The organism is Colwellia sp. BRX10-3 (assembly GCF_014077505.1).
GTDB lineage: Bacteria > Pseudomonadota > Gammaproteobacteria > Enterobacterales > Alteromonadaceae > Cognaticolwellia.
This window is the reverse complement of sequence record NZ_JACGWA010000006.1, coordinates 1-21544: the sequence shown is the minus strand read 5'-3', so window position 1 is coordinate 21544 and position 21544 is coordinate 1. Positions and strand designations below refer to the sequence as shown.

At 36.8% G+C, this 21544-nt stretch carries 18 protein-coding genes; 12 read left to right on the top strand and 6 right to left on the bottom strand.

Translation table 11 applies throughout. From position 1 onward, the window contains the following. Positions 1-269 precede the first annotated feature (269 nt). The 5 genes from H4J38_RS10450 to H4J38_RS10430 all read left to right on the top strand — a co-directional run bounded on the left by H4J38_RS10450 (position 270) and on the right by H4J38_RS10430 (position 5030). Entirely contained in the window at positions 270-971 is a 702-nt protein-coding gene (locus H4J38_RS10450; RefSeq protein ID WP_182131724.1) for an MBL fold metallo-hydrolase, read from the top strand. Between the two features lie 49 nt (positions 972-1020). Next, entirely contained in the window at positions 1021-1389 is a 369-nt protein-coding gene (locus H4J38_RS10445) for a rhodanese-like domain-containing protein (protein WP_259365485.1), read from the top strand. Positions 1390-1622: 233 nt separating this feature from the next. Continuing rightward, positions 1623-2105: a hypothetical protein gene (locus H4J38_RS10440; RefSeq protein ID WP_259365484.1), complete on the top strand. Its 483-nt coding sequence runs from the start codon at positions 1623-1625 to the stop codon at positions 2103-2105. Between the two features lie 1332 nt (positions 2106-3437). After that, on the top strand, positions 3438-4409 hold the full coding sequence (locus H4J38_RS10435; protein WP_182131723.1) for a DUF1186 domain-containing protein: 972 nt from the start codon (positions 3438-3440) through the stop codon (positions 4407-4409). Positions 4410-4514: 105 nt separating this feature from the next. Continuing rightward, positions 4515-5030: a tRNA-uridine aminocarboxypropyltransferase gene (locus H4J38_RS10430; protein ID WP_182131722.1), complete on the top strand. Its 516-nt coding sequence runs from the start codon at positions 4515-4517 to the stop codon at positions 5028-5030. 66 nt (positions 5031-5096) lie between these two features. Here H4J38_RS10430 and H4J38_RS10425 read toward each other — a convergent pair whose 3' ends face one another. After that, positions 5097-5339 (bottom strand): DUF6868 family protein, encoded by a 243-nt coding sequence (locus H4J38_RS10425; RefSeq protein ID WP_182131721.1) that lies wholly within the window; start codon positions 5337-5339, stop codon positions 5097-5099. A 212-nt stretch (positions 5340-5551) separates the two neighbouring features. Between H4J38_RS10425 and H4J38_RS10420 the strand changes: the two genes are divergently transcribed. After that, positions 5552-7219, top strand: coding sequence for a B12-binding domain-containing radical SAM protein (locus H4J38_RS10420; protein ID WP_182131720.1), 1668 nt, complete (start codon positions 5552-5554; stop codon positions 7217-7219). Between the two features lie 167 nt (positions 7220-7386). Here the strand turns inward: H4J38_RS10420 and H4J38_RS10415 are convergent, their stop codons facing one another. Next, positions 7387-8295, bottom strand: a complete 909-nt coding sequence (locus tag H4J38_RS10415) for a homocysteine S-methyltransferase family protein (RefSeq protein WP_182131719.1) — start codon at positions 8293-8295, stop codon at positions 7387-7389. A gap of 312 nt (positions 8296-8607) precedes the next feature. Here H4J38_RS10415 and trxC point away from each other — a divergent pair, with 312 nt between their 5' ends. Next, entirely contained in the window at positions 8608-9054 is a 447-nt protein-coding gene (gene trxC, locus H4J38_RS10410) for a thioredoxin TrxC (RefSeq protein WP_182131718.1), read from the top strand. 255 nt (positions 9055-9309) lie between these two features. On the opposite strand, the gene H4J38_RS10405 is transcribed toward trxC, so the two are convergent. Together H4J38_RS10405 and H4J38_RS10400 are read right to left on the bottom strand one after the other, a co-directional pair. Beyond that, entirely contained in the window at positions 9310-11433 is a 2124-nt protein-coding gene (locus H4J38_RS10405) for a S9 family peptidase (protein ID WP_182131717.1), read from the bottom strand. 433 nt (positions 11434-11866) lie between these two features. Then, positions 11867-12616, bottom strand: a complete 750-nt coding sequence (locus tag H4J38_RS10400; protein WP_182131716.1) for an ABC transporter substrate-binding protein — start codon at positions 12614-12616, stop codon at positions 11867-11869. A 490-nt stretch (positions 12617-13106) separates the two neighbouring features. On the opposite strand from H4J38_RS10400, the gene H4J38_RS10395 reads away from it, so the two are divergent. Continuing rightward, the gene (locus tag H4J38_RS10395; RefSeq protein ID WP_182131715.1) at positions 13107-14006 is read left to right on the top strand and encodes a VacJ family lipoprotein; all 900 of its coding nucleotides are present in this window, start codon (positions 13107-13109) and stop codon (positions 14004-14006) included. Between the two features lie 2 nt (positions 14007-14008). After that, a complete protein-coding gene (locus H4J38_RS10390) occupies positions 14009-16417 on the top strand; it encodes an RND family transporter (protein WP_182131714.1) in 2409 nt (802 codons plus the stop codon). Positions 16418-16534: 117 nt separating this feature from the next. On the opposite strand, the gene H4J38_RS10385 is transcribed toward H4J38_RS10390, so the two are convergent. Both H4J38_RS10385 and H4J38_RS10380 read right to left on the bottom strand, forming a co-directional pair. Next, positions 16535-17506 carry a PA2778 family cysteine peptidase gene (locus tag H4J38_RS10385; RefSeq protein WP_182131713.1) on the bottom strand — a complete coding sequence of 324 codons (972 nt, stop codon included), beginning with the start codon at positions 17504-17506 and terminating at the stop codon, positions 16535-16537. Further along, positions 17478-17849 carry a PA2779 family protein gene (locus H4J38_RS10380; RefSeq protein ID WP_182131712.1) on the bottom strand — a complete coding sequence of 124 codons (372 nt, stop codon included), beginning with the start codon at positions 17847-17849 and terminating at the stop codon, positions 17478-17480. The genes H4J38_RS10385 and H4J38_RS10380 overlap by 29 nt, the downstream gene beginning before the upstream one ends. A gap of 370 nt (positions 17850-18219) precedes the next feature. On the opposite strand from H4J38_RS10380, the gene H4J38_RS10375 reads away from it, so the two are divergent. The 3 genes from H4J38_RS10375 (at position 18220) to H4J38_RS10365 (ending at position 21409) form a co-directional block, all read left to right on the top strand. Beyond that, on the top strand, positions 18220-19968 hold the full coding sequence (locus H4J38_RS10375; RefSeq protein WP_182131711.1) for a nitrilase-related carbon-nitrogen hydrolase: 1749 nt from the start codon (positions 18220-18222) through the stop codon (positions 19966-19968). Positions 19969-20363: 395 nt separating this feature from the next. Beyond that, positions 20364-20915 (top strand): hypothetical protein, encoded by a 552-nt coding sequence (locus H4J38_RS10370; protein ID WP_182131710.1) that lies wholly within the window; start codon positions 20364-20366, stop codon positions 20913-20915. Between the two features lie 119 nt (positions 20916-21034). Beyond that, positions 21035-21409 carry a hypothetical protein gene (locus H4J38_RS10365; protein WP_182131709.1) on the top strand — a complete coding sequence of 125 codons (375 nt, stop codon included), beginning with the start codon at positions 21035-21037 and terminating at the stop codon, positions 21407-21409. The last annotated feature ends 135 nt before the right edge of the window (positions 21410-21544 follow it).

Genomic DNA, 21544 nt, shown 5'->3' with positions numbered 1-21544 from the left:
TTCTTTTGTCTTACTACTACTTTATTCTAACGACTACATAGGCGCCAAAAATCTTTTATTAAGTACGTTAACGTACAGAGTAATTATAAATACAACGATAAAGTAACCATTACTTTGCCTTTACTAATAAGGCTGCTTTTTATTATCGATATTGGTTCAGCCAATATATAGGAGTTACCCATGTATGGATTCAGTGTGCAATTACAAATACCTTTCGATATCGCGCTTACTACTGTTATTTATACACTAAATACGAATGGGAGATAAACATGTTATTTCGCCAATTTTTTGATTCTGAATCTAGCACTTATAGTTATCTGTTGGCTAGCGATAGTGGCCACGAAGGGTTACTAATCGACCCGGTAATAGACAAGGTGGATATGTACCTGAAACTAGTCGAACAACTCGATATTCGATTAGTGCGAGCCATCGATACTCATACCCATGCGGATCACATCACCGGTCTTGGAAAGTTGCGGGAAAAGACCGGTTGCATCACGGTAATGGGCGAACAGACAAAAGCCGACTGTGTGTCTGAAACCATTCGGGAGGGCGAGTACATCCGGTTGGATGGTATTGATCTGGAAGCGTTGTACACACCTGGCCATACCGATGAGTCTTATAGCTTTTTGCTTCACAGCGAGCGACCAGCAGTATTCACTGGCGACGTGCTGCTTATTCGTGGCAGTGGCCGAACCGACTTTCAAGGCGGCGACGCTGGTCAAAGCTATGATTCCATTACTAAAAAGCTATTTACGCTACCGGATTCAACGCTTGTATACCCGGCGCACGATTATAAGGGCTGGACCCGTAGCAGTGTTGCTGAGGAAAAGGCTCATAACCCGCGGTTAGCCGGCAAGACCCGTGCGGAATATATCGATATTATGAATAACCTGGATCTGCCTGATCCGAAAATGATGGATGTGGCCGTTCCGGCGAACCTTGGCTGCGGTTTAGCTGCAGATGCATAGCGAACTGACAGTTTGAACATTCATTCACACTACAATCAGGAGAAATTTTATGCTTACGTTTTTAACTGCACAACAAATGATCGATGAAGCCAAAGAAGTGGCTGACACCGTCGACTTTGAAAAGGTAAAGGCTCTGTGTGGCAGCGGCGCGCTAGTGCTCGATGTTCGTGAACCCAATGAGTGGCAGGAAGGCCATCTGGAAGGTGCCGTCGCTATACCGCGTGGTGTATTGGAAATGAAAATTTCCGACGAAGAAAGTGATCACCAACGGCCTATAGTCACCTATTGTGCTAGCGGTGGTCGTGCCGTGCTAGCCGCAGCAACGTTACGAAAAATGGGCTACATTGCAGCTCTTGCATCGAAAGCAGGCTTTGACGATTTGCAAGCTGCCGGACTACCTTGTAATAAGCCCGACTAAATTTCCACACAAACATAGGCATGTGTCTGTGCGATAGCAACTCGGAGCACGCAGACGGGGCCCGCTTGAGTGGTCTCACGGAATGTCAACAGGAGAGGACAGAAAGATGATGAACGATATGGGTATGGGGATGATGTTGGGTATGGGATTGGTTTGGCTATTGATCATTGGAGTTTTGGTCTTGTCGATTGCCGTACTTTGGAAGTACTTGCGTTCGAAGGAAAAGTAGGGTGATGGGTCAACCTTGGATTGGTCGCGCGGTCCGGAATCCGGAAGCGAATTTTTTGCTCATTTCCTTTCTCTTCAATTTCGTCTGGGAGATGTGGCAAATGCCGTTCTACGAGGGGCTGAAAACACTGGACTACATGAGCGTCGTTCGGACGTGTACTCAGGCGAGTCTAGGCGATGGTGTGATCAGCGTGTTGGCTTACTGGAGCGCCGTCGTGATCGCTCGATCCAGAGATTGGATCCATGCGATGGCCGTTACTCCGGCGCTAACTTATCTGGCTGCCGGGCTGGTCATCACGATTTTTATGGAGTGGCTAGCAACCGACGTATTGGACCGCTGGCAGTACGCGCCAAACATGCCGGAGATGCCTATACTAGGTACGGGATTGCTGCCGATTTTGCAGTGGTTGATTCTGCCACCGCTGATTCTCTGGATTGTTCGCCAGCAGACGGTGGGAGGATCGGAGAAACGGGTATTGCCTAGTTAACTTTTGAAGTTGCGCTAAATGTAGTTGAGTATCATGCTATAACTCGTCGTCATTCAGCAAACGCACCTTCCCTTAGGTTGACGATACGTTTCGGCAGTAATTCGTCCGTAATGAGCGAAAAAGCGACAAAGATGATTAGATCTGATTGAGCTTGTAAAAGTCTTAACATTGCAAAAACGAACTCAATTAAAATTTTTTATATAGTGCATTGCTCATACAGGGCAGTAATAAGAGCAAACTATCTTAGATATTCCCTTAAGCTAACATATTTAAACGTAGGTGAAGCAGTATCTTCAGCATGCTAGCTGTAATTTACAGTTCAATTTTTAATATAAAAATTCTCAATCTGCCTCGAATTCTCGATTTAAGTGGCGCTAGTCATTTACTTAAACATCGTAAGGTCATTTTGACACTGAATCGTCAATAATTTTAGCTTACAAGTCCCAAATAGCCACTAACCAAAATGAAATAATAGCACCGCTTAATTGGACGCCTAAATACGTCAATTCGTATCAGAGAAGACCATGTTGATGCTGATTTAGGGTGTTAGGAAAGGTCTTTTTTGTGGCAATAGTTAGCGTGCATAGTAATAATAGTTAAGACCGCTATGGTAATCCTTGGTACTGAATCTGTCCTTATTACTGATGAGTATTAACTAAACAATATGGACGTTAAAAGGTAAGCGTTACAATATAAGCAAAGAGCAAATCTAAATGCTATTAAAAATCATTTTACAGGTAAAACTTTTCCGAATATTATTGTTCCTTAATTTGTTTTTCTTGGTCTCTATTTGAGTTGTTTATTCGGAAAAATAAAGTTAAGCAGTTGAATTACTTATTCTAAGTGTAGGTCTTGAAAACCGGCAAGGGTTTGTAGCCCTTCTAGAGTTCAAATCTCTATCTCACCGCCACATTCTAAAAAACCGCTAATTTATTAGCGGTTTTTTTTCGTCTGGTGTTTACCAAACCTGATAATTGGGTTCGTAGCAAAGTACCTATTTGTGGAGTCCAAATCTCTATCTCACCGCCACATCAAAAGAAGGCGCTAATCGAAAGGTTAGCGCCTTTTTGCTATTTGAGTGGTTAATTATAGAAATAGGGTTTGAAGCGCTAATCCTTAGAGTAGTTTTAAAGTTTCCATCTCACTTGCAGATATAGAGCTATTAGTGGGCTTTTGCATTTTCAATCAAAGAAACCATTTTGAAAGTTATAGTGAATATCTATTTTAAAGTTCTGTCGTATTTGCTGGTTTAAATGGAAACAGCATTAGGAAGTGTTAATATATAACCATCGGCATTTGCCAGCATCATTGATTATATAACGTGGAATTTACATGAATTTAGAACAAGCTTTATTGGTAATCGCCAATGCACATGGTAACGAACTACCTGTTGCAGCGATCGAAGCAGTTAAAACGAATTGGTCAGTATTTTATCCTGATTTAGAGCGATTAATAGATCAATTTATCGCAGATGATACATCGCTGACCGATGAGCAAAATGCCATTTTATTTTTTGGCACATTATTACTAGCAGAATTAAAATATACTCCTGCGTTGTCAAAGTGTTTACAATTATTTTCGCGCAGTGACTCGTTTTTAACCCCCATAGAAGGTGTATTCGGTGATGCGGTCACTGAATTAACGTCAACCTTATTTTATAATGTCGGCAATGGTAATACGCAAGCCTTATCTGACTATATTATTGATGGTCATCAAGCCATGTATTGCAAAGCCTCTGCAATGGAAGCAGTATTTGCGCAATATGAAGTGGGCACAATAGATAAAACCGAATTAAATGAACACGTCTCTCGTTGGTTAGCCGCATTTCTAGCTATACCGAGTTCGATTAATAACTTTTTAATTAGCGCATTAGCCGATTCTTGTATTCAATATAAACTGGATGATTTTAAAAATCAGTTTATTGGTTTATGTGATCAAAATTTATTTGATGAAGACCGTTTTAAACAAGACGAAGTAAAAGCGTGGCATAGGCTTGCAGCACCAAGTTTGATTGAATCTGGCATTATTCAATTAGAGTTTAATCTTATTGAAACCTTACAATCTTGGATTGATGATGACGAAGATGATAGCTCAGACGTTAACATGCTTGATAATATTTCAAACGAAGACAATGATATATTTGACTCGTTAATGGGCGAGGGCGGTTTATTGTCTAACATTTTATACGACGAAAAAACAATTTTAGAGAACAGTGTGCCTGTAAGTTCATTGCCGACAGTTGGCCGCAACGATCCTTGCTCATGTGGCAGTGGAAAAAAATATAAGAAATGTTGTTTACAGTAGAGCAATATGCATGTTTTGAGCTATTGTTCGTCAAATATGACGAACAAGGCTTACTGCAATAATCTAAAGCGGAACAGTAAATAAAAAGAAAAAAAATAGCATAAAATGAAAATTTTTTTACTTACACATGAACGTGAATTGCAAAGGGCAACCAACACTGGTGCTCTTGCGATAGAAAGTGCTAATAACATTGTTAAACGTGTACTCTGGGAAAGAATAAACCCTAATAAAGACCTTATTCGACTAATAGAGAATAAAGAGGTGGTATTATTATATTCGCAGAGAGAATTATCGCCTGCAATATCACCGGTAACACCCTCAGTAGTAACATCGCTATTACCATCGCTATTACCATCAGTAACAATCGAAAAATATGAAAACATTATTATTATTGATGCTACGTGGCAGGAATCAAAAAAAATCTTTAACCAGAGCCCTTATTTAAAAAATGCTCCACAATTCACATTGAAAACGGAAAATGATTCTTTATACAAGCTTAGAGCCAATCAACCTAAAGGTGGTTTATGCACCATCGAATGTATAATCGAAGTTTTAAAACTTAAAGGACAAGTTAAATTGGCAACAGTATTGTCATTAAAATTTTCCCAATTTAATGGCTAAAAACTTAATTGGTAACACTAGGTAAAAGGTGTTGATTATGACGACCTGTTTATGCTGAATTTGGCTCTATACCATCAACTTCAATGCAATATAGGGTGCAATATTAAATATAACAATAGCTAACTTATAATTACCCATATAGTTATAGTACAGCGAAGGTAATGTTTTGGCATCGATATCCATTATCTTACTGTGTAAGTTAGTCGTAAAGCGTTTAAACACGATAATAGCCAATGCTGAAAACATGTAAACACTAAAATTAATGACAGTACACCAACCAAAAAAAGCAGTAATTTCATTAATATCCATTATTGATCCTTTCTCTGTAAATATTGTTTCGCGTAACAACACTATAGACTTGTTCTAAAGGAAACGTCTATATATTCCCTGAGAACCATAGTGAGATAACAAGTTGTCATGCGAAAGACAGATAGTTTGTTGTGGGAAAATAAGATTACTGAATAATCTTACCAATCACCGTATAATTGCCGCTATATTATCTAAGGTATTTAAGATCCTGTATGGCAGCGCAAAAACACCACACTGAACTACCCGTTACACAAATTCATCTGACTGAAGATAATACTCCTCATTCACTAAATGCAACTGAACCTGCTTCAATAAAGCCTAATCCCATTTCAAATAATTCACTTGCCAGTAACAAAATAGATAAAGACGCGCCAAAAATCGTACTTGCGACTCTTAATGCACGCTACTTTCACACCAGTTTTGGTCTACGTTATCTTTACGCTAATTTACAAGAGTTGCAGGAATTTTGTGTAATAAAAGAGTTTATTATTCAAACGCGTGCCATTGATATTGTTGAACAAATATTAGCGTGTAAACCCGACATTGTCGGTTTTGGGGTTTATATTTGGAACATTGTTGAAACCACCGATGTGGTAAGCCTGTTAAAAGTGATCGCCCCAGAAATTAAAATTGTTTTAGGTGGGCCAGAAGTAAGTTATGAAACTGAGCAGCAAGCGATTGTTGCCAGTGCCGATTATGTTTTAACAGGGCCGGCAGATTTAAGTTTTTATCAACTGTGTAAAGACATTATAAATGATGTACCACTGGATAAAAAAATTCTCAATTCGAAGCCTGTTGAATTAAAAGAATTAGCGTCACCTTATCAGTATTATACCGATGAAGATTTAACTCATCGCCTGCTGTACGTTGAGGCGTCGCGTGGTTGTCCGTTTAAGTGTGAATTTTGTTTATCGTCTTTAGATAAAACCTCAGTGCCATTTGAGATAGTGCTATTTCTTGAGCAAATGGAAATTCTGTATAACCGTGGCGCACGAAATTTTAAGTTTATCGATAGAACTTTTAATTTAAACATTAATACCACGATGCAAATTATGCAGTTTTTCTTAGATCGAATGACTGATGATCTTTATCTCCATTTTGAAGTAGTGCCAGATCATCTACCTAGAAAGTTAAAAGAGCTATTAGCACAGTTTCCTGAAGGCAGTTTACAATTTGAAATTGGCATACAAACCTTTAATACAGAGGTTCAAAAGAATATTAGCCGTAAGCAAAATAACGCCAAATCGAAAGACAATTTAATCTGGTTAAAAGATAATACTCACGCCCATATTCATGCTGATCTTATTTTTGGTTTACCCGGCGAAACCTTCGACAGTTTTAAAGATAGCTTCAACCAGCTATATCATTGCAGGCCGCATGAAATTCAAATGGGTATTTTGAAACGTTTAAAAGGTAGCCCTATTATTCGTCATACTCAAGCGTACGATTTACGTTTTAACCCTTTACCGCCTTTTAATATATTAAGTACCGATAGGGTGAGTTTCACCAGTATGCAGCGTATTAACCGTTTTGCTCGCTATTGGGACATGATAGGTAATTCGGGACGTTTTAAATACGCTTTACCTCATATGTTGTCGGATGAACCGTTTGATGATTTTATGGCGATTACCGAATGGATATTTAACAAAACAGGGCAAATACATAAAATTAACCTGAAAAAGTTATTTGAGTTAATTTCGCAAGCGGTTGAAGCTTTGTATCCAGAAAAACATGCATTGGTTATCGAAAAGATTGAACAAGATTACGAGGCAGCTAAATTGAAAAGCTTGTTTAGCAGCTTGAATCTTTATGCGGTACCACAAGTAGCAGCTACGGTTAAAAATAAGTCGTTACAGCGACAACAACGACATATGAGTTAATGGCTGTGAATAATATATTTACCGCTCTATAACTTATCAGTTCATCCATAATAGCTAGGGCACTTGTTTCATAAATATTTTTTTAAAGCTTATAGTTAGTATTTATCATGGCTGAGTTTTTTATTTTTTATTTTCATACTTTTTTCCAAGCTTATAAAATTACAAAGTTATTTAAGCTTGGCTAATTCCTTGATATGTTCGGGTGAAACTCCACAGCAACCACCAACAATCGATGCGCCGGCGTTAATCCATGCAGATACAAATTGACGGTATTTTTTTGGTGAAACATCATTTCTTATAATAGACAAACCTTCATCATTATTTGCCTCACGCAGTTCACCGATGGGCGGGAAATTATTCGCGTACACACCTAGCTGAACTTCGTTTTCAAGTCCTTGAGCTAATAACGCTTGTTTAGCATTAATTAGTGCTGTTTCCATCACTTCAACAGCACTGCAATTAAATAATATCGCAGATACATTTTGTCCTGCTATTAGGCTAACGGCATCAAAAACAGATTCTCCAGAACGTAGCTTTGATTCGGTGGCTATTTCATCTTTCACAGTAAATGAAATCCAGGTCGGTTTGTTAGTTAGTGCCGTGCGGGCCTTAACCATTGCGGCTTCTGCAATTGAAGATATTGTTTCGGCCAACCAGAAGTCTACATCAGCTTCTTGATTATTTATTAAGGGTTCAAGTAATGGTTTGGCTTGTTCAACTGAAAATAAATCTGGTCGGTAAGAGCCTAAAACGGGTGGGATACAGCCCGCAACCAATACACCTGAATTAGTCTTAACGCAATCTCGAGCTAACTTAGCGGCTAGCTTGATGAGGTTAGCCCCTTGTTCATTAAGACGTTTTTCACCAATATGAAACGGCACTAACGCGTAGGTATTCGTGGTAATGATTTCTGCACCGGCATCAATAAAGTTGCGATGTACTTGAGAGATAAAATGCGGGGCTGCAATTAACGCATGTGCTGACCATTCTGGTTGCTGAAAAGGCGCGCCAATGCGCTCAAGTTCTCGACCCATGCCTCCATCAAGAATTATTGGCAATATAGAGGGTAATTTCATACTAATATGTTAACTTGTGATGCTTAAAAAAATCAGAATAACCATGTGGTTTGTATAAAGCAAGCGTAAGTCAGCACTGTTGTGGTGTGTTGTGTAGTGTAGTCGAGATAGTAATTAACTCAGGCATCTAATGTTAAATAACCTTTAATAATTAACAGCAGAGCACAATAGTTAAAAAATACACTGATATCTCGGCTGTAAAATCCATTAATAAGACCGGTTCACTTGAATTTAAAGCAGCAGAAACCCATATTAATACTCTACTTTCTATTTTCAAACAAATTCAAAGCTACTTTTTACCGAGGTTTAACAATGTCTGATTTACCTATTCAAATAGTTTGTTCAAGTTGCTGTACGAAAAACCGTCTAGCCAAAGTAAAACTTAATAACAAGCCTGTTTGTGGCAAGTGTGGAAAACCTGTGCTTTCAACAAAACCTATTGTCGGTAGCGATAAAAATTTCAGCCGTTATGTTACAGACAATGGTTTGCCTGTGGTTGTAGATTTTTGGGCGCCATGGTGTGGGCCATGTAAGCAATTTGCACCCACCTTTGAACAGGTTGCTGGTGAAATGTTTACTCAGGCTTGTTTTGTGAAGCTAGATACTGAACATAATCAACATACTGGCGGAGGTTATAATATTCGTTCAATTCCTACTTTAATGATATTTCATCACGGTAAAGAAATTGCGCGTATGTCAGGGGCTTTACCGAAAGTACAATTTAAACAATGGCTAGCTGAAAATTTACCTGCTGTTTGAATTGCCGTTAATTAATTATTTATAAGCAGTTAAACAAAGCTCTTAAGGTTAATTATAAGCTTGATTGGCTATATCGGCATTACTTTTACGGATTCATTGTGGGTATTGAAGTTAACTATTGGCTAGGACGAACTGGCTTAATAAAAACGTCTACTGTGCGGTAGTTGTAATCCGTTATTGTAAGGACTGTTGCTATTTACAAGTTAAGTTAAGCAAACTTGTGAATAGCAACGACAACAATCTACTCCAATAGCTTTACTTACTAAGCAGAGAGATAAAAAAGCTCATCTCTAAAGCTTTCTCTCTTAAGCTTTTAAAACGTCCTGATGCGCCGCCATGTCCGGCATCCATATCTGTTTTAAATAACAGAAGGTTATCGTCTGTTTTATGTTCTCGAAGTTTTGCTACCCATTTCATGGGTTCAAAGTATTGTACTTGAGAGTCGTGTAATCCGGTGGTTACCAATATATTTGGGTAGTGTTGCGCACTAATATTATCAATTGGCGAATACGCTAAAATATCTTGATAAGCTTGGGCTTCGTTAGGGTTACCCCATTCGTCATATTCATTAGTGGTTAGCGGTATGGTTTCGTCGAGCATAGTGGTTAACACGTCTAGAAATGGTACATGGGCGCCAATTCCTAAATATAGCTCAGGAGCCTGATTAACCACTGCGCCCATTAATAAACCCCCAGCGCTGCCACCTGAAGCGAATATTTTATCTTTCGCACCATAACCTTGTGACACTAATGCCTTGGTAACATCGATAAAGTCGTTAAAGCTATTTTGTTTATGCGCCATTTTGCCAAAGTCATACCATGCTCTACCTAGCATTTCAGAGCCACGAACATGGGCGATAACGTAAACAAAACCTCGGTCGAGTAAGCTTAACGTTTGACTCGAAAAATTAGGGTCGATGGTAATGCCATAAGCACCGTAACCGTATTGAAGTAGGGGGTTAGTGCCATCTTTTTTAAAGCTATCGCTACGATAAACAAGAGAAACTGGTACTTCTACACCATCACGTGCGGATATGAACAATCGTTCTGATTGATAATTTTCTTTAGTAAACTCACCTAATACTTTTTGCTGCTTAAGTAGCTTTCGCTCTCCGGTAGCTAAGTCAAATTCAAATAATGAACCAGGTGTTGTTAAGCTCGAATAGTATAATCGTGCGATTGTACTTTCCGGTTCTGGGTTATCGCCAAGGCAAGCAAAATAGCAAGGGTCGTCAAACGATAATGGATATTGTTGACCAGCATTTTCACCGCTAGTGGTGTGAACGATAAAACGAATCTGGCCGTTTTCTCGCTCGGTGATCACAATGTAGCTATGAAATAATTCAATGCCTTCAAGTAAAACATGGCTTCTGTGTGGAATAACTTCTTGCCAGTTATTTATATCGTGAACTTGATCGACAGCCGCTTTCATCAACTTAAAGTTTTTAGCTTGATGATTGCTGACAATATAAAAGAATTCACCCATTTTATCCGCGTGATATTCGTGTTGTTCTTGATAAGGAAATAACTCGCTAAACTCACCATTAGGTTCGTCGGCACTGAGCGCTAAGCAATGGGTTGATTCAGTGGCGTGTAAACTAATATAAATTTGTGACTCATCTCTGCTTTTATCTAAACTCATGTAAAAACTGTGATCGTCTTCTTCATAAACCAAAACATCATCAGCTTGTACGGTTCCTAATTTATGTCGATAAACTTGCGTACCTAACAAGGTGTCTAGATCTTTTTTTACATAGAATACGGTTTGATTGTCGTTAGCCCAAACAATCTGCCCTTCGGTTTCTACGAGTATATCGGTTAAATAAGCATCTGTTGAGCCAGGTGCTTTATTCAAGTCTTTAAAGCAAATAGTGTATATACGACGGCTGTCGGTATCTTCCGATATGGACATAAGTTGGTCATTAGGACTAATAGCTACATCACCTAAGTCATAAAAATCATGGTCTTTGGCGCGGGCATTAACATCTAATAACAGGGTTTTGTTCTCACCAGTAAAACTTGTTGCGCGGTAAAAATTTGAAAACTCTTGTTCACCATTTATTTCACTTTGATACCAATATTTACCGTCTTTGGCTGGCACGGTATTATCATCTTTTACTATTCGTGCTTTTAGCTCTTGAAAAAGAGCTTCTTGTAACGGCTTTTGATCTGCCAACATAGCATCAGCATAGTTATTTTCAGCATTAAGGTGTGCCAGTATTGTTTCATCGCTACGCTGGTCATCACGCATCCAATAGTAATTATCAACACGTTGATGATTATGTATTGTCATTTTATGAGGAATTTTTTTAGCAATTGGTGCGGCAATGTTATTGTTTGATGGCTTTGGTATAGCTGAAATAATTGAAGATGTTGGCACTAAGTGCTCCTAAGTAAATAATGAGGTTGCAAGAATAAAGCAAAAGCCCGATGAACAAGTCTATCGAGCTTTTATCAATTAAGTTAGTGAATTATTCATAATAAAGCTTAAACGTCTTAAAATAGAGGTGAAGCGTTCAAACTTTGTGTTGAGTTAACGTGACATAACACCGGATGTTGCTCATTTGTGAGATAAAAGAATTCACGTAGTTGGTACAAGCTACACCTAATATTTTTTGTATAGAAATGGGTTATTTGAAAGTAACAGGTATAGATAGACCAGTAATGTATATAAACACAACTGGTAATTGAAAATATTATTACAACCCTTGTAAAATGATTTTATTGACTCGAAAAACGGAAACTTTAGCTATTCTTTTTTCGACTATTTTTACATAGGGCACACAGATGACAAGTAAAAATAATCCAGACTATTATTGCATTTCATATCGGGAATATATTTTTTTAATCGTGCCATTTGACTTTAATTCCTTAATTATCTCATCGACAAGGTTTTTTAGCTGTACCTCTTTAAAAGCCATATGGGAATATACGTCAGGCCATAAGTAATGTACCGAAAAATCGTTTTGTGTGATACCGGCTATATTATCGTAATGGATATTATTTAAGTCGTTCCAAAAAATGTTGATATCACCAACTCTAATGTCCTTTTTTCCAGAGATCATAAGATTAGTAGTGTCTTTAGGGTGTGCGTGTTCTGAATATTGATGATTTTTTTTAGCAATTTGCTTAAATTCATCACCAAGCAATTCTGTTGCGCCCTGATAAGCGGCAATAGATTTTCCCCGTAAATCATTTATATTATTGATTATTAGCTTTGATGATTTTTTTGAAATAGCAACATCTCTAAAACGAAATATCGGCACTGATAAATAGGCATTTAACTTTGAGCTAGGAAATATATTACAAGCAACATCAATGGACTTGCCATAATTAATTTCATGCAATATCCGGCTATTACTCATAAAAATGTATTCGACTTTATATTCAGGTAATTGTTTGAAAATTTCATCGATGATTTCAATGAATATGCCTTTTTTACCACTTTCAATAAAGAAAGGAGGAAAGTTACCCACGCCAACTTTTAATGTTTGCTCAGCTATAGATTTTGTAGAGCAGACAATTAGTAATGTAAAAATAAAATAATTTATGATTTTTGACATATACGTAACTACTTAAAAATAGATAATATTAGTATACCTACAACGATTATAAAATATAGTATCCCTTATTGTTTTAGTTGAAATAATAGCCATTTATTTACTTAGATGTTGGTAATCCCTACCTCTAAAGCTTCCTCATTAAAGAAATATATAATCTCTAAAATATTAAATATTAGGCGATAAATTAATTATTCAAAATAATCGTAAACGTCTTCATTGATGGTGTGAAGCGATGAAACTTTGCGTTGAAATAAACTTATATTGAAGTTTAGCAAAGCATAAAATTTTAATAGTATTTTTTAAAAATTGTAATTGAACGTGATTATAATAAAGATGTTATTATTTGAGTCATTAATCATTTGAATTTTGTTATAAGAGATGGCACAAAGTTTAGTGTTGTTTTAAATGTTCTACGTATAAATTTGTCTGCTAACCATATTGCTTGATTTGCGATGTTGGTAATTCGTTAAGTCGTTACAGGGAGTTAATAATGATAAAAACAAATCACCATGTAAGTTTTAATTTCTCATTGCCCAATAAAAATTTTCTACAATATGCCTTGATAAGCGTAATGCTCACACTAGGAGTAGGGTGCTCTACTACCAATGATAATTTAGCTGATAACCCCATAAGTAATGAACAACCAGTAAAAGGGCCTTATGAAATAGCAGCTGAACAAAACCTGCCAAGTGTTGTTAGTTATCAGGAACCTGAAGATTCATTGCGTTTTATTAATGAGCCTATTTTTAAATTTAACGATACAGTTTATCGTTACGTTTTAAGCCCATTAGCTACTGGCTATCAAAAAGTTGTACCTGAGCCTATAGATAATAGTATAAGTAACTTTTTTTATAATTTACGTGAACCACTTTATGCAGTTAATCACTTACTTCAAGGTGAGCTTAAAGAGTCGGGCAAAAGTATTGTTCGTGTATTGATTAATAGTACTGTTGGACTTCTTGGCTTGTTTGATGCTGCAAACAGTATGATGGATGTCGAGCGCAATAAAACAACGTTTGGCGATACACTAGCTACTTATGGAGTTGGATACGGTACCTATATTGTTTTGCCACTGCTCGGCCCGTCTGATTTACGTGACACGGCATCATTAACCTTTAACTACTTTGCGCATCCGCTTAACTTTATTAACGACGAAGACGCTGCTTCGCAGTTATTAATAGCTGACGGTATACAGGCACAAATACCTATTCTTGTTAAATATCCTGATGTATTAGCCGATGTTGAAAATTCTTATGAGTTTGTGCGTAATTTATATATGCAAAACATATTACGAGATGGTCAAGCACGGAGAAACGAGATTTTTAAAACCGAAAAACAAAAACAAGCTATCTCTAAGCCAGTTAAAGCTAATGACCCGGTAGTGGAATAATTATGTTAAATAAAAACTCAACTTTTTGGGCTTATGTTATTTGTCTCGTATTTTCTGTTTTAACGGCTGTATTTGCCTGGCAAGCGCAGCATTTTGAAATAGACGCGTCGGCTGACACTTTGTTAGTTGATAATAATAAACATTACATTTTAACGCAGCTCGCTGACCAACGTTATGGCTCAGAAGAGTTCATCTTAATAGCTTTTAAACCCCAAAATAGTCAGTTATTTGCTACTAACAATCTTAGTGCTATGTCTAACATAGGCCGTGAAATAGAAGCAATATCTCGTGTTAAACAAGTAAAAAGTATTGTTAACATGCCTATTTTTAGTGCAGCTGAAGTAGTTTCAGCGGATGTAAAAAATCTAACGTGGGAAAAGCAAAAATTTGACGAACAAACATTATCATTAAGTTTAAAGCAACATCCTTTATATGAAGGCTTGTTGATCAACGAAGATCAAACGGCAATGTCGTTGCAAGTTGTGTTTAAGTCAGACCCAAAAATAGAGCAAATTAACCACGATATTATTGATATAAAACGTCATTTGTTAACCCGAGAACTAACCGAAAAAGAGCTTAACAGCCTTGAACAACTGAAGCATGACCAACAAAAATTTAATAAAAGTTTAGAACAAACACGTATTGATGAAATTGAAAGCATTCGCGCAATTTTAAAACCTTATAAAAAACACGGCGACTTTTATTTAGGTGGTAATAATTTACTGTCTTACGAGCTTATTCAAATTATTGAAAGTGATTTAGTGCTTTTTGGTTCGTTAATTATTCTAGTTGTTATTGTTTTACTGTGGTTTTTGTTTCGACAATTCAGTTGGGTAATATTACCCATAGTTTGTTGTGCAACCAGTGTTGTAATGACCATAGGTTTATTAGCCGCGCTTGATTTTAAAGTTACTGTGATCTCAGCTAACGTATTTGCATTGCAAATTATATTGTCGTTGGCGATGATCATTCATCTAATTGTGCACTATCAAGAACTGGTGCTGAAACACACTGATTGGTCACATAAACAATTAGTGCTAGCAAGCATTAGGCAAAAAATAAAACCATGTTTTTATGCAGGTTTAACTACTACTATTGGTTTTGGTTCTCTCATATTTAGTGGTGTTCAGCCAGTTATCAGTTTTGGTTGGATGATGGTAGTTGCTATGCTGGTAAGCTTTATTGTTAGCTTAGCTTTTTTCCCAGCATTACTATTGGCGCTATTTAATAAACAAGATTTTGTTAAACAGCACAAACAGATTGAACATGGCATGAACGCAACCGCAAGTTTTGTTAAAAACCAACCTAAAAAGATAATGGTTATATCAACAATAATTACCATTATTGGTGTACTGGGTTGTTTAAAACTCACCGCAGAAAATAGTTTTTTAAACTACTTCAGCGAGTCGACAGATGTTCGAAAAGAGTTAACCTTTATTGACCAAGAGTTTGGCGGTTCTACACCCTTTGACGTGCTATTTGATATTCCTGATGACCAAATAAAATCAGATTTAGTTATTTCGGCAACTACGGTTCAAACGATTACTGCTATTCAAAATATGTTGGCAAAGCAACAAGCCATTGGAGCCATTACGTCAATTGCCGACTTTACTAAAATTGCCCAAGTGGTAAACGGTAAACCTTTAACAGAATACGAACTTACCGCGCTTTACAAAAGTTTAGATCCTAACTTACAGCAAGAATTATTTGGCGCTTACTTTTCAGAAAAAGACAAGCAAATACGTATTTCAATGCGGGTACAAGACAGCACTAAAGACTTAAACAGAGCTGATTTATTGTCAGAGATTCATCAAGAATTATCGTTATTGGGTATTGAAAAACAGCAGTACACGCTTACGGGCTTATTTATTCTTTATCAAGATGTATTATCGCGCTTAGTTGACTCACAAATATTGACCATACTGATTGTTTATGGCGCTATGGCGATTACACTGATGATAATATTCTCGTCGTTTAAAGTGGCGTGGATTGCCTTAATACCAAACTTAATTACCACCTCGGTTATTATGGGCATATTAGGCATTTTTGCTATTCCATTAGATTTAATGACCATTACCATTGCAGCTGTTGCTATGGGCATTTCAATGGACGATACCATTCACTATATTCATCGTTATTTAGAAGAAATTAAACTGGATGAAGCAAACAGTGATGAGTGGGTTAAACGTACTAATTTATCGGTTGGTTATGCCTTAATATATACCACAACGGTGATCGTTATCGGTTTTGGTACCTTGGTGTTTTCTAACTTTGTGCCCAGTATGTTGTTTGGATTACTCACCAGTGTTGCGATGATTGTGGCTTTAGTAACTGACATAACCACACTGCCAGTGCTGATGAAGAAATACTTAGCTAATACCAACTCAAATACAAAAGGTAAGCAAGCTTAAATCAAAGCGCTTATTTACTGATAAGGAATAGTCTTATTTTGCCCATTATTTAAAAGCTCATTTAATGTAAATGAGCTTTTTTATTAGGAATGTTTAACGATTTAAATCAGATAAAAATCAAAGGAGAGAGGCTAACACTTCTTCTTGTGTCGCTAAAATATTAAGGTTATTGGGTGAGAGCACTAAAGCTTTCTCTATCATGATTTTAGCGTGTTCACTGTCACCATTTTTAAGTAGGGCGTAGGCGTAGTTATTTAAATATTCACTTTGTTTACTGCCGTAAGTCAGCCCTTGCTCAAACCAGTTGATTGCCGCGACTATGTTATTTTTTTCGAAATAATAATTAGCCAGTAAAAAGTAACTTAGCCAATTTTCAGGCCAGGCTTTAATGGCTTGCTGCAAATATGGGATAGCAGCGGGGCCTTTACCAATCGAAATTAAATCTTGGCTGGCACTTATATAAGTGAAGTCGTTTAATGCACTCATGCTTTGCGTTGGCTTTAATGCTGCAACATACCAAAACTTAGCGCGTTGCCAAGTACGTTCAAATACCTTCATTCCTACACGGCGATTTTCAATATCAGCAGAATGTAAAATAAACTCTTGAGTTTCTAAGTCATAGCCTTTTACTACTGCATAATGCCAAAATGGATACCAAGACAACCCTAAATTTTGCAACACAATAACAGGAATTTTTTGGTGTACTAGCTTTAATAGTTGCTCTAAAGAGCCATTACTTGCATAAGCAAGAAAGTCTTGATGCCTAATGGCCGCGACCATTTCTAATTGCAAACTACCTTTTCTTTTTGGAATAAATAACTGCGGTGCAATACTTTCAGGTGATATTTTTACACCATTGTATTCAAATATTTCGGCAAGTGTTGTGGGACCACAGTAATAGGCTTGCTGCGAATAAAAAGGCACACCTTCAATATTTGAAGTTAACGGAATATTTGTTGGAAGTTGCTGGGTTAATTTCAACGTTTGTGGAGGTGTTGAACAGCCAATAAGTAAAAAAAGGCTGGCAATTATGCCAACCTTTATTGCTTTATTAATGATTTTAGATAGGGTCGATGAAAGAATAAGCATCGGTAATACCTAACAAATCAAGTACGGCAACCACAACTAATACGGTAACTATTGTGCCAACAATACCGCTGCCTGCAGGAGCATCATTAATTTGCATATTTAACTGAGAAAGCTCAGCACTGGTAAGGTTATTAATGCGATTTACTGCATCGGCAGAAGATACACCAAGCGCAACTAATTGTTGTTGTACTTCGTCACTATCAACCATAGATAAAATTTGTTGTTTAGTGATTGCGCTTCGCTGTTGTTCTATAACTACAGCAGAACTAACATTGCCAGCCATTGATGTTATTGGTAGCGTGCTAGTAAATAGTGCTGCAAATATCATGATCAAGTTTTTCATTGGTTTTCCTTATGAATTAAGCGTGTTAAGTTCAAAACACCAAATAAAGTATATAATTCAAACAATACGAGCTGTTACTTCAATCAATTGGTGTGATAATTTTATTTATCATTTTAAACATTAACAGTCGGCTTGCTTATCGTCTAGTTATTATTTGATTTTGGAAAACTCATTTTCAATATTTTCAATACTTTACTTAGTGTCAGGACATTCCACATGAAAGATATTAAATGGGTATTCGAGTAAATTTATTTTCAGAGCACAACAAGGTCACAAACTTAATTAAAAATTGTATAATCGCGGCTATAGTTCGAAGTGCCATTAAATTACTCAGTTCAAATAAGTTTTAATTACCTGGAAAATATAAATCATGCGAGTAGCCGTTGCTCAGTTTGCCACATCCTTAAATCTTCAAGAAAATCTAGCAATCTGTATTCGAATGATAAACGAGGCAGCCACATGCGAGCCTTCTATAATCGTTCTTCCTGAATATTGTAATACTATGTTTGGTATTGCACATCGCAGTGATGAACCTTGTTACGAAGACCATAATCAAGCATGGCAGCAAGCCTTAGTTATTAATGGTCCATTTTTACAACAAATAGCGGCACAAGCGAATCAACATAACTGTTATATCGTGATCAACGTCACGTTGCGCAGAGACCTCGAACGTAATCATCAACACCCTAGAATTAAATCAAATATTAGTGTTACCTCATGTATGTTTTCTCCCTCTGGTGAGCTTAATCAGCAAACAGATAAGCAAATGTTACAAGCACATGAAAATGAATTTTTTGTTAGCTCGAATAAAAGCGCTGAAGCAGTAACAACGCCTTTTGGTAAACTTGGGCTTTTGGCCGGTAGCGATGCAATTACATTTGAGGTAGCGAGAGAGTTAGCCTTAGATGGTGCAAAATTATTATGTAACTCACAAAATACATGTGTATTAGATCAAAGTACTTTGCATGACTGTGCCCGTAGCATTGAAAACAATGTGTTTTTAGCCACAGCAAATAAAGTTGGTGGATTTATAACAGCAGAGCATTCAAATGATGATTTAGTTGGCGCTGGTCATAGCCAAATAGTATCTGTAAACGGAAAGATATTAGCGAAACTAGCAGATAATAAAGAAGGCTTTACCTATGCTGATATTGATTTGGATGGGGCAGGGTTAAATAACAAATGTCGACCTGATGGTACTGAGTTTTTAACTCAGCGACGAGCTGAACTCTATCAAAAGCAAGTAACACTAAAACAGCAAACAGCTAATACTGAACAAGCCATTAACAATAAAGTGCCTGAAACGGCGAACGTTGCGATATTTGCGACATATAAATCTAACGAGCAAGCCATTGAAGATGTTTGTCATTATATAGAAAATAACCTTAGTGATATTATTCAATTACCAGAGTTATTTTTTATCGCAGATAAAACTATCACCAATAATGCTGAACAACGTGCTGAAGTAGAAACACTGAGTACTGAACTCATTAATCAAATTAGCGCAGAGTTAAGGCCTTTTCAATATGTCTGCACAAGTTTAGTTATTAATGGCGCGCATCAGGCAGTATTAATAAGTGAACACGGCTTATTTGCAACACAACAGCAATTGCATTTTTGTAATAGATACCAGTGGACAGCTTTGGGAAATGAGTTAAACATAATAGAACTACCCTTAGAGCAAGGGAATATTAACATTACTATGCTAACTGCTGACGACGCTAACATACCTGAAATAGTGAAAATTGCAGCTTCAAATAACATTCACGTGTTATTGGTACCCTTTGACATTCAAGAATCTACTGAGGTTGAATTTAGTTTATTATCTCGCGCAGTTGAAAATGGAATTTGCATTGTTGGGGCAAGCCGTGAGAAAAGCTTTGCTAATGATATTCCTGCTTATAACGACAACCCAAAAACCGGTAATAAAAATAAAATAAAACCACAAAAATCTACTGGGTTAATTGCCGATATAACCACTTTAAAAACCTCGCCTAGCCAAGTAAACTCATCAAATTTAAATGGTTACATCAACGTACCTTTGGCTGACATTAAAGTTAAGCAACAGCATGGGAAAATAACCAAAGCCGTTGTTCATCCAGTTGTGAAGGTAACTTAACCATCAACAATTAAGATATCTTAATTTTTGTATGTAAATAAAAATATACTTTATGCTTAAAGTTACTTTTTTGAGCATTAATTTCTAAATAAGTAACGATAAGTCTAAGTTTTTCAACTTTTAGTAGCAGAATCTATTGTATTAGAGGACTTTTGCTAATTTGAAAGTTTAATTTAATTACTACTGTTTTTTTATACAGACAACCTTTGTTTCCCGCTTTATTTTAGAAAGAGGGATTTAATCCGTCTTTCTACATCGTTATATTCAACAAGTAGCATTAACTTATTGAATATTAATATTTAGTTATGTATATTTATTGGAATAAATATACATAAGTTGGGCGGTCTTGCTTGTGGAAGGTGGGTTTTGATCCGTCTAATATACTGTTAGGCATCATGAAACTTACAGAACAGCAACTAGTAAGGGCAATATATTCGAGCTGGGACTTTCAACAGGCCTTGTCAGCACTGACGTTCCTCCTACAAGATTGTGACTTTGATGAAAAATACGACAAGGTCAGCTTACGTCGTTTTAGGTGCTATGAGTCCACTTTAATTATTTCTATGGCGCGACCATTTGAAACTACTAGAAGTGGCACAACAATTGGTCTAAGAGCTCTGGATATAAAACTAACAAGTAATGAAAAAGCCTTACTAAAAAAAATAACGGATTTAAGAGGGACAATAGTTGCTCACTCAGCCGAAGAAGCAATGCATTTTCGTTCTAGTACATTTCCCGTTTTAGATGGAGAGTTTAATTTTCCTCACTTTCAATTTAATGAAGGGCTCCACCTCGAAAAAAGTGAGCTATTAGAGTTGGAGATTTTCCTGAGAAAGCTCAAAGGCAGTTTAGCTGAATTCTTCTTTGACGTGGCTCAAAAACAGCCAGAACTTCTAGCGAAGTATCGTGAGCCTCAATCGCTTAACATTGGGAGTGAAAATGCCTAACAAACGCATCAAACCTGACTCCGCAAGTAGGCCGACTTTTTGCAAAACACACGGCGCAAAAAAGCGTCCAACTTGCTCCGCTGTTTATGCGAAGCGTTATGTTTTTCGGAGAGTTTTAGGTGAACCCTAATAAATTTATATCTACAGTTAGAGATGAATGCATTAATGATCTAGTTTCTGGCTATGAAGAAACCTTCTCGAAAACAGATGTTAAAGAGTGCTCTGATAGTTCAATGAAGCCTTTAATTCAATATTGGAAACAAGCAGATAATCCTACTAGAAAGGTATTGTCTGATTTTATTCGGTTAGGTGCTCAAAATGGAGTTTCATCACTCATTTCAATTATAAGTTCGGGCGGACATTTTGATGGGGAATTTAAAGAGTTTGAATTGAGCTCTATAGACGAAAATTCAAATACAGAGTTTGGTGACGATTTACTTGATGTATTCTGGGAACAAGAAGAAATATCAGGCAATGTGAACACCAAAACATAACAAGTCAATAAAGCAGGAAAATTTACAGCTGGCTGTTTTCACTGTGATCTTGTACCACTTTGGTAGACAGTTATTTATTTAATTGTTACCAAAGAGGTTAATCATGGGACATACAAGAAAGCGACATTACAACCA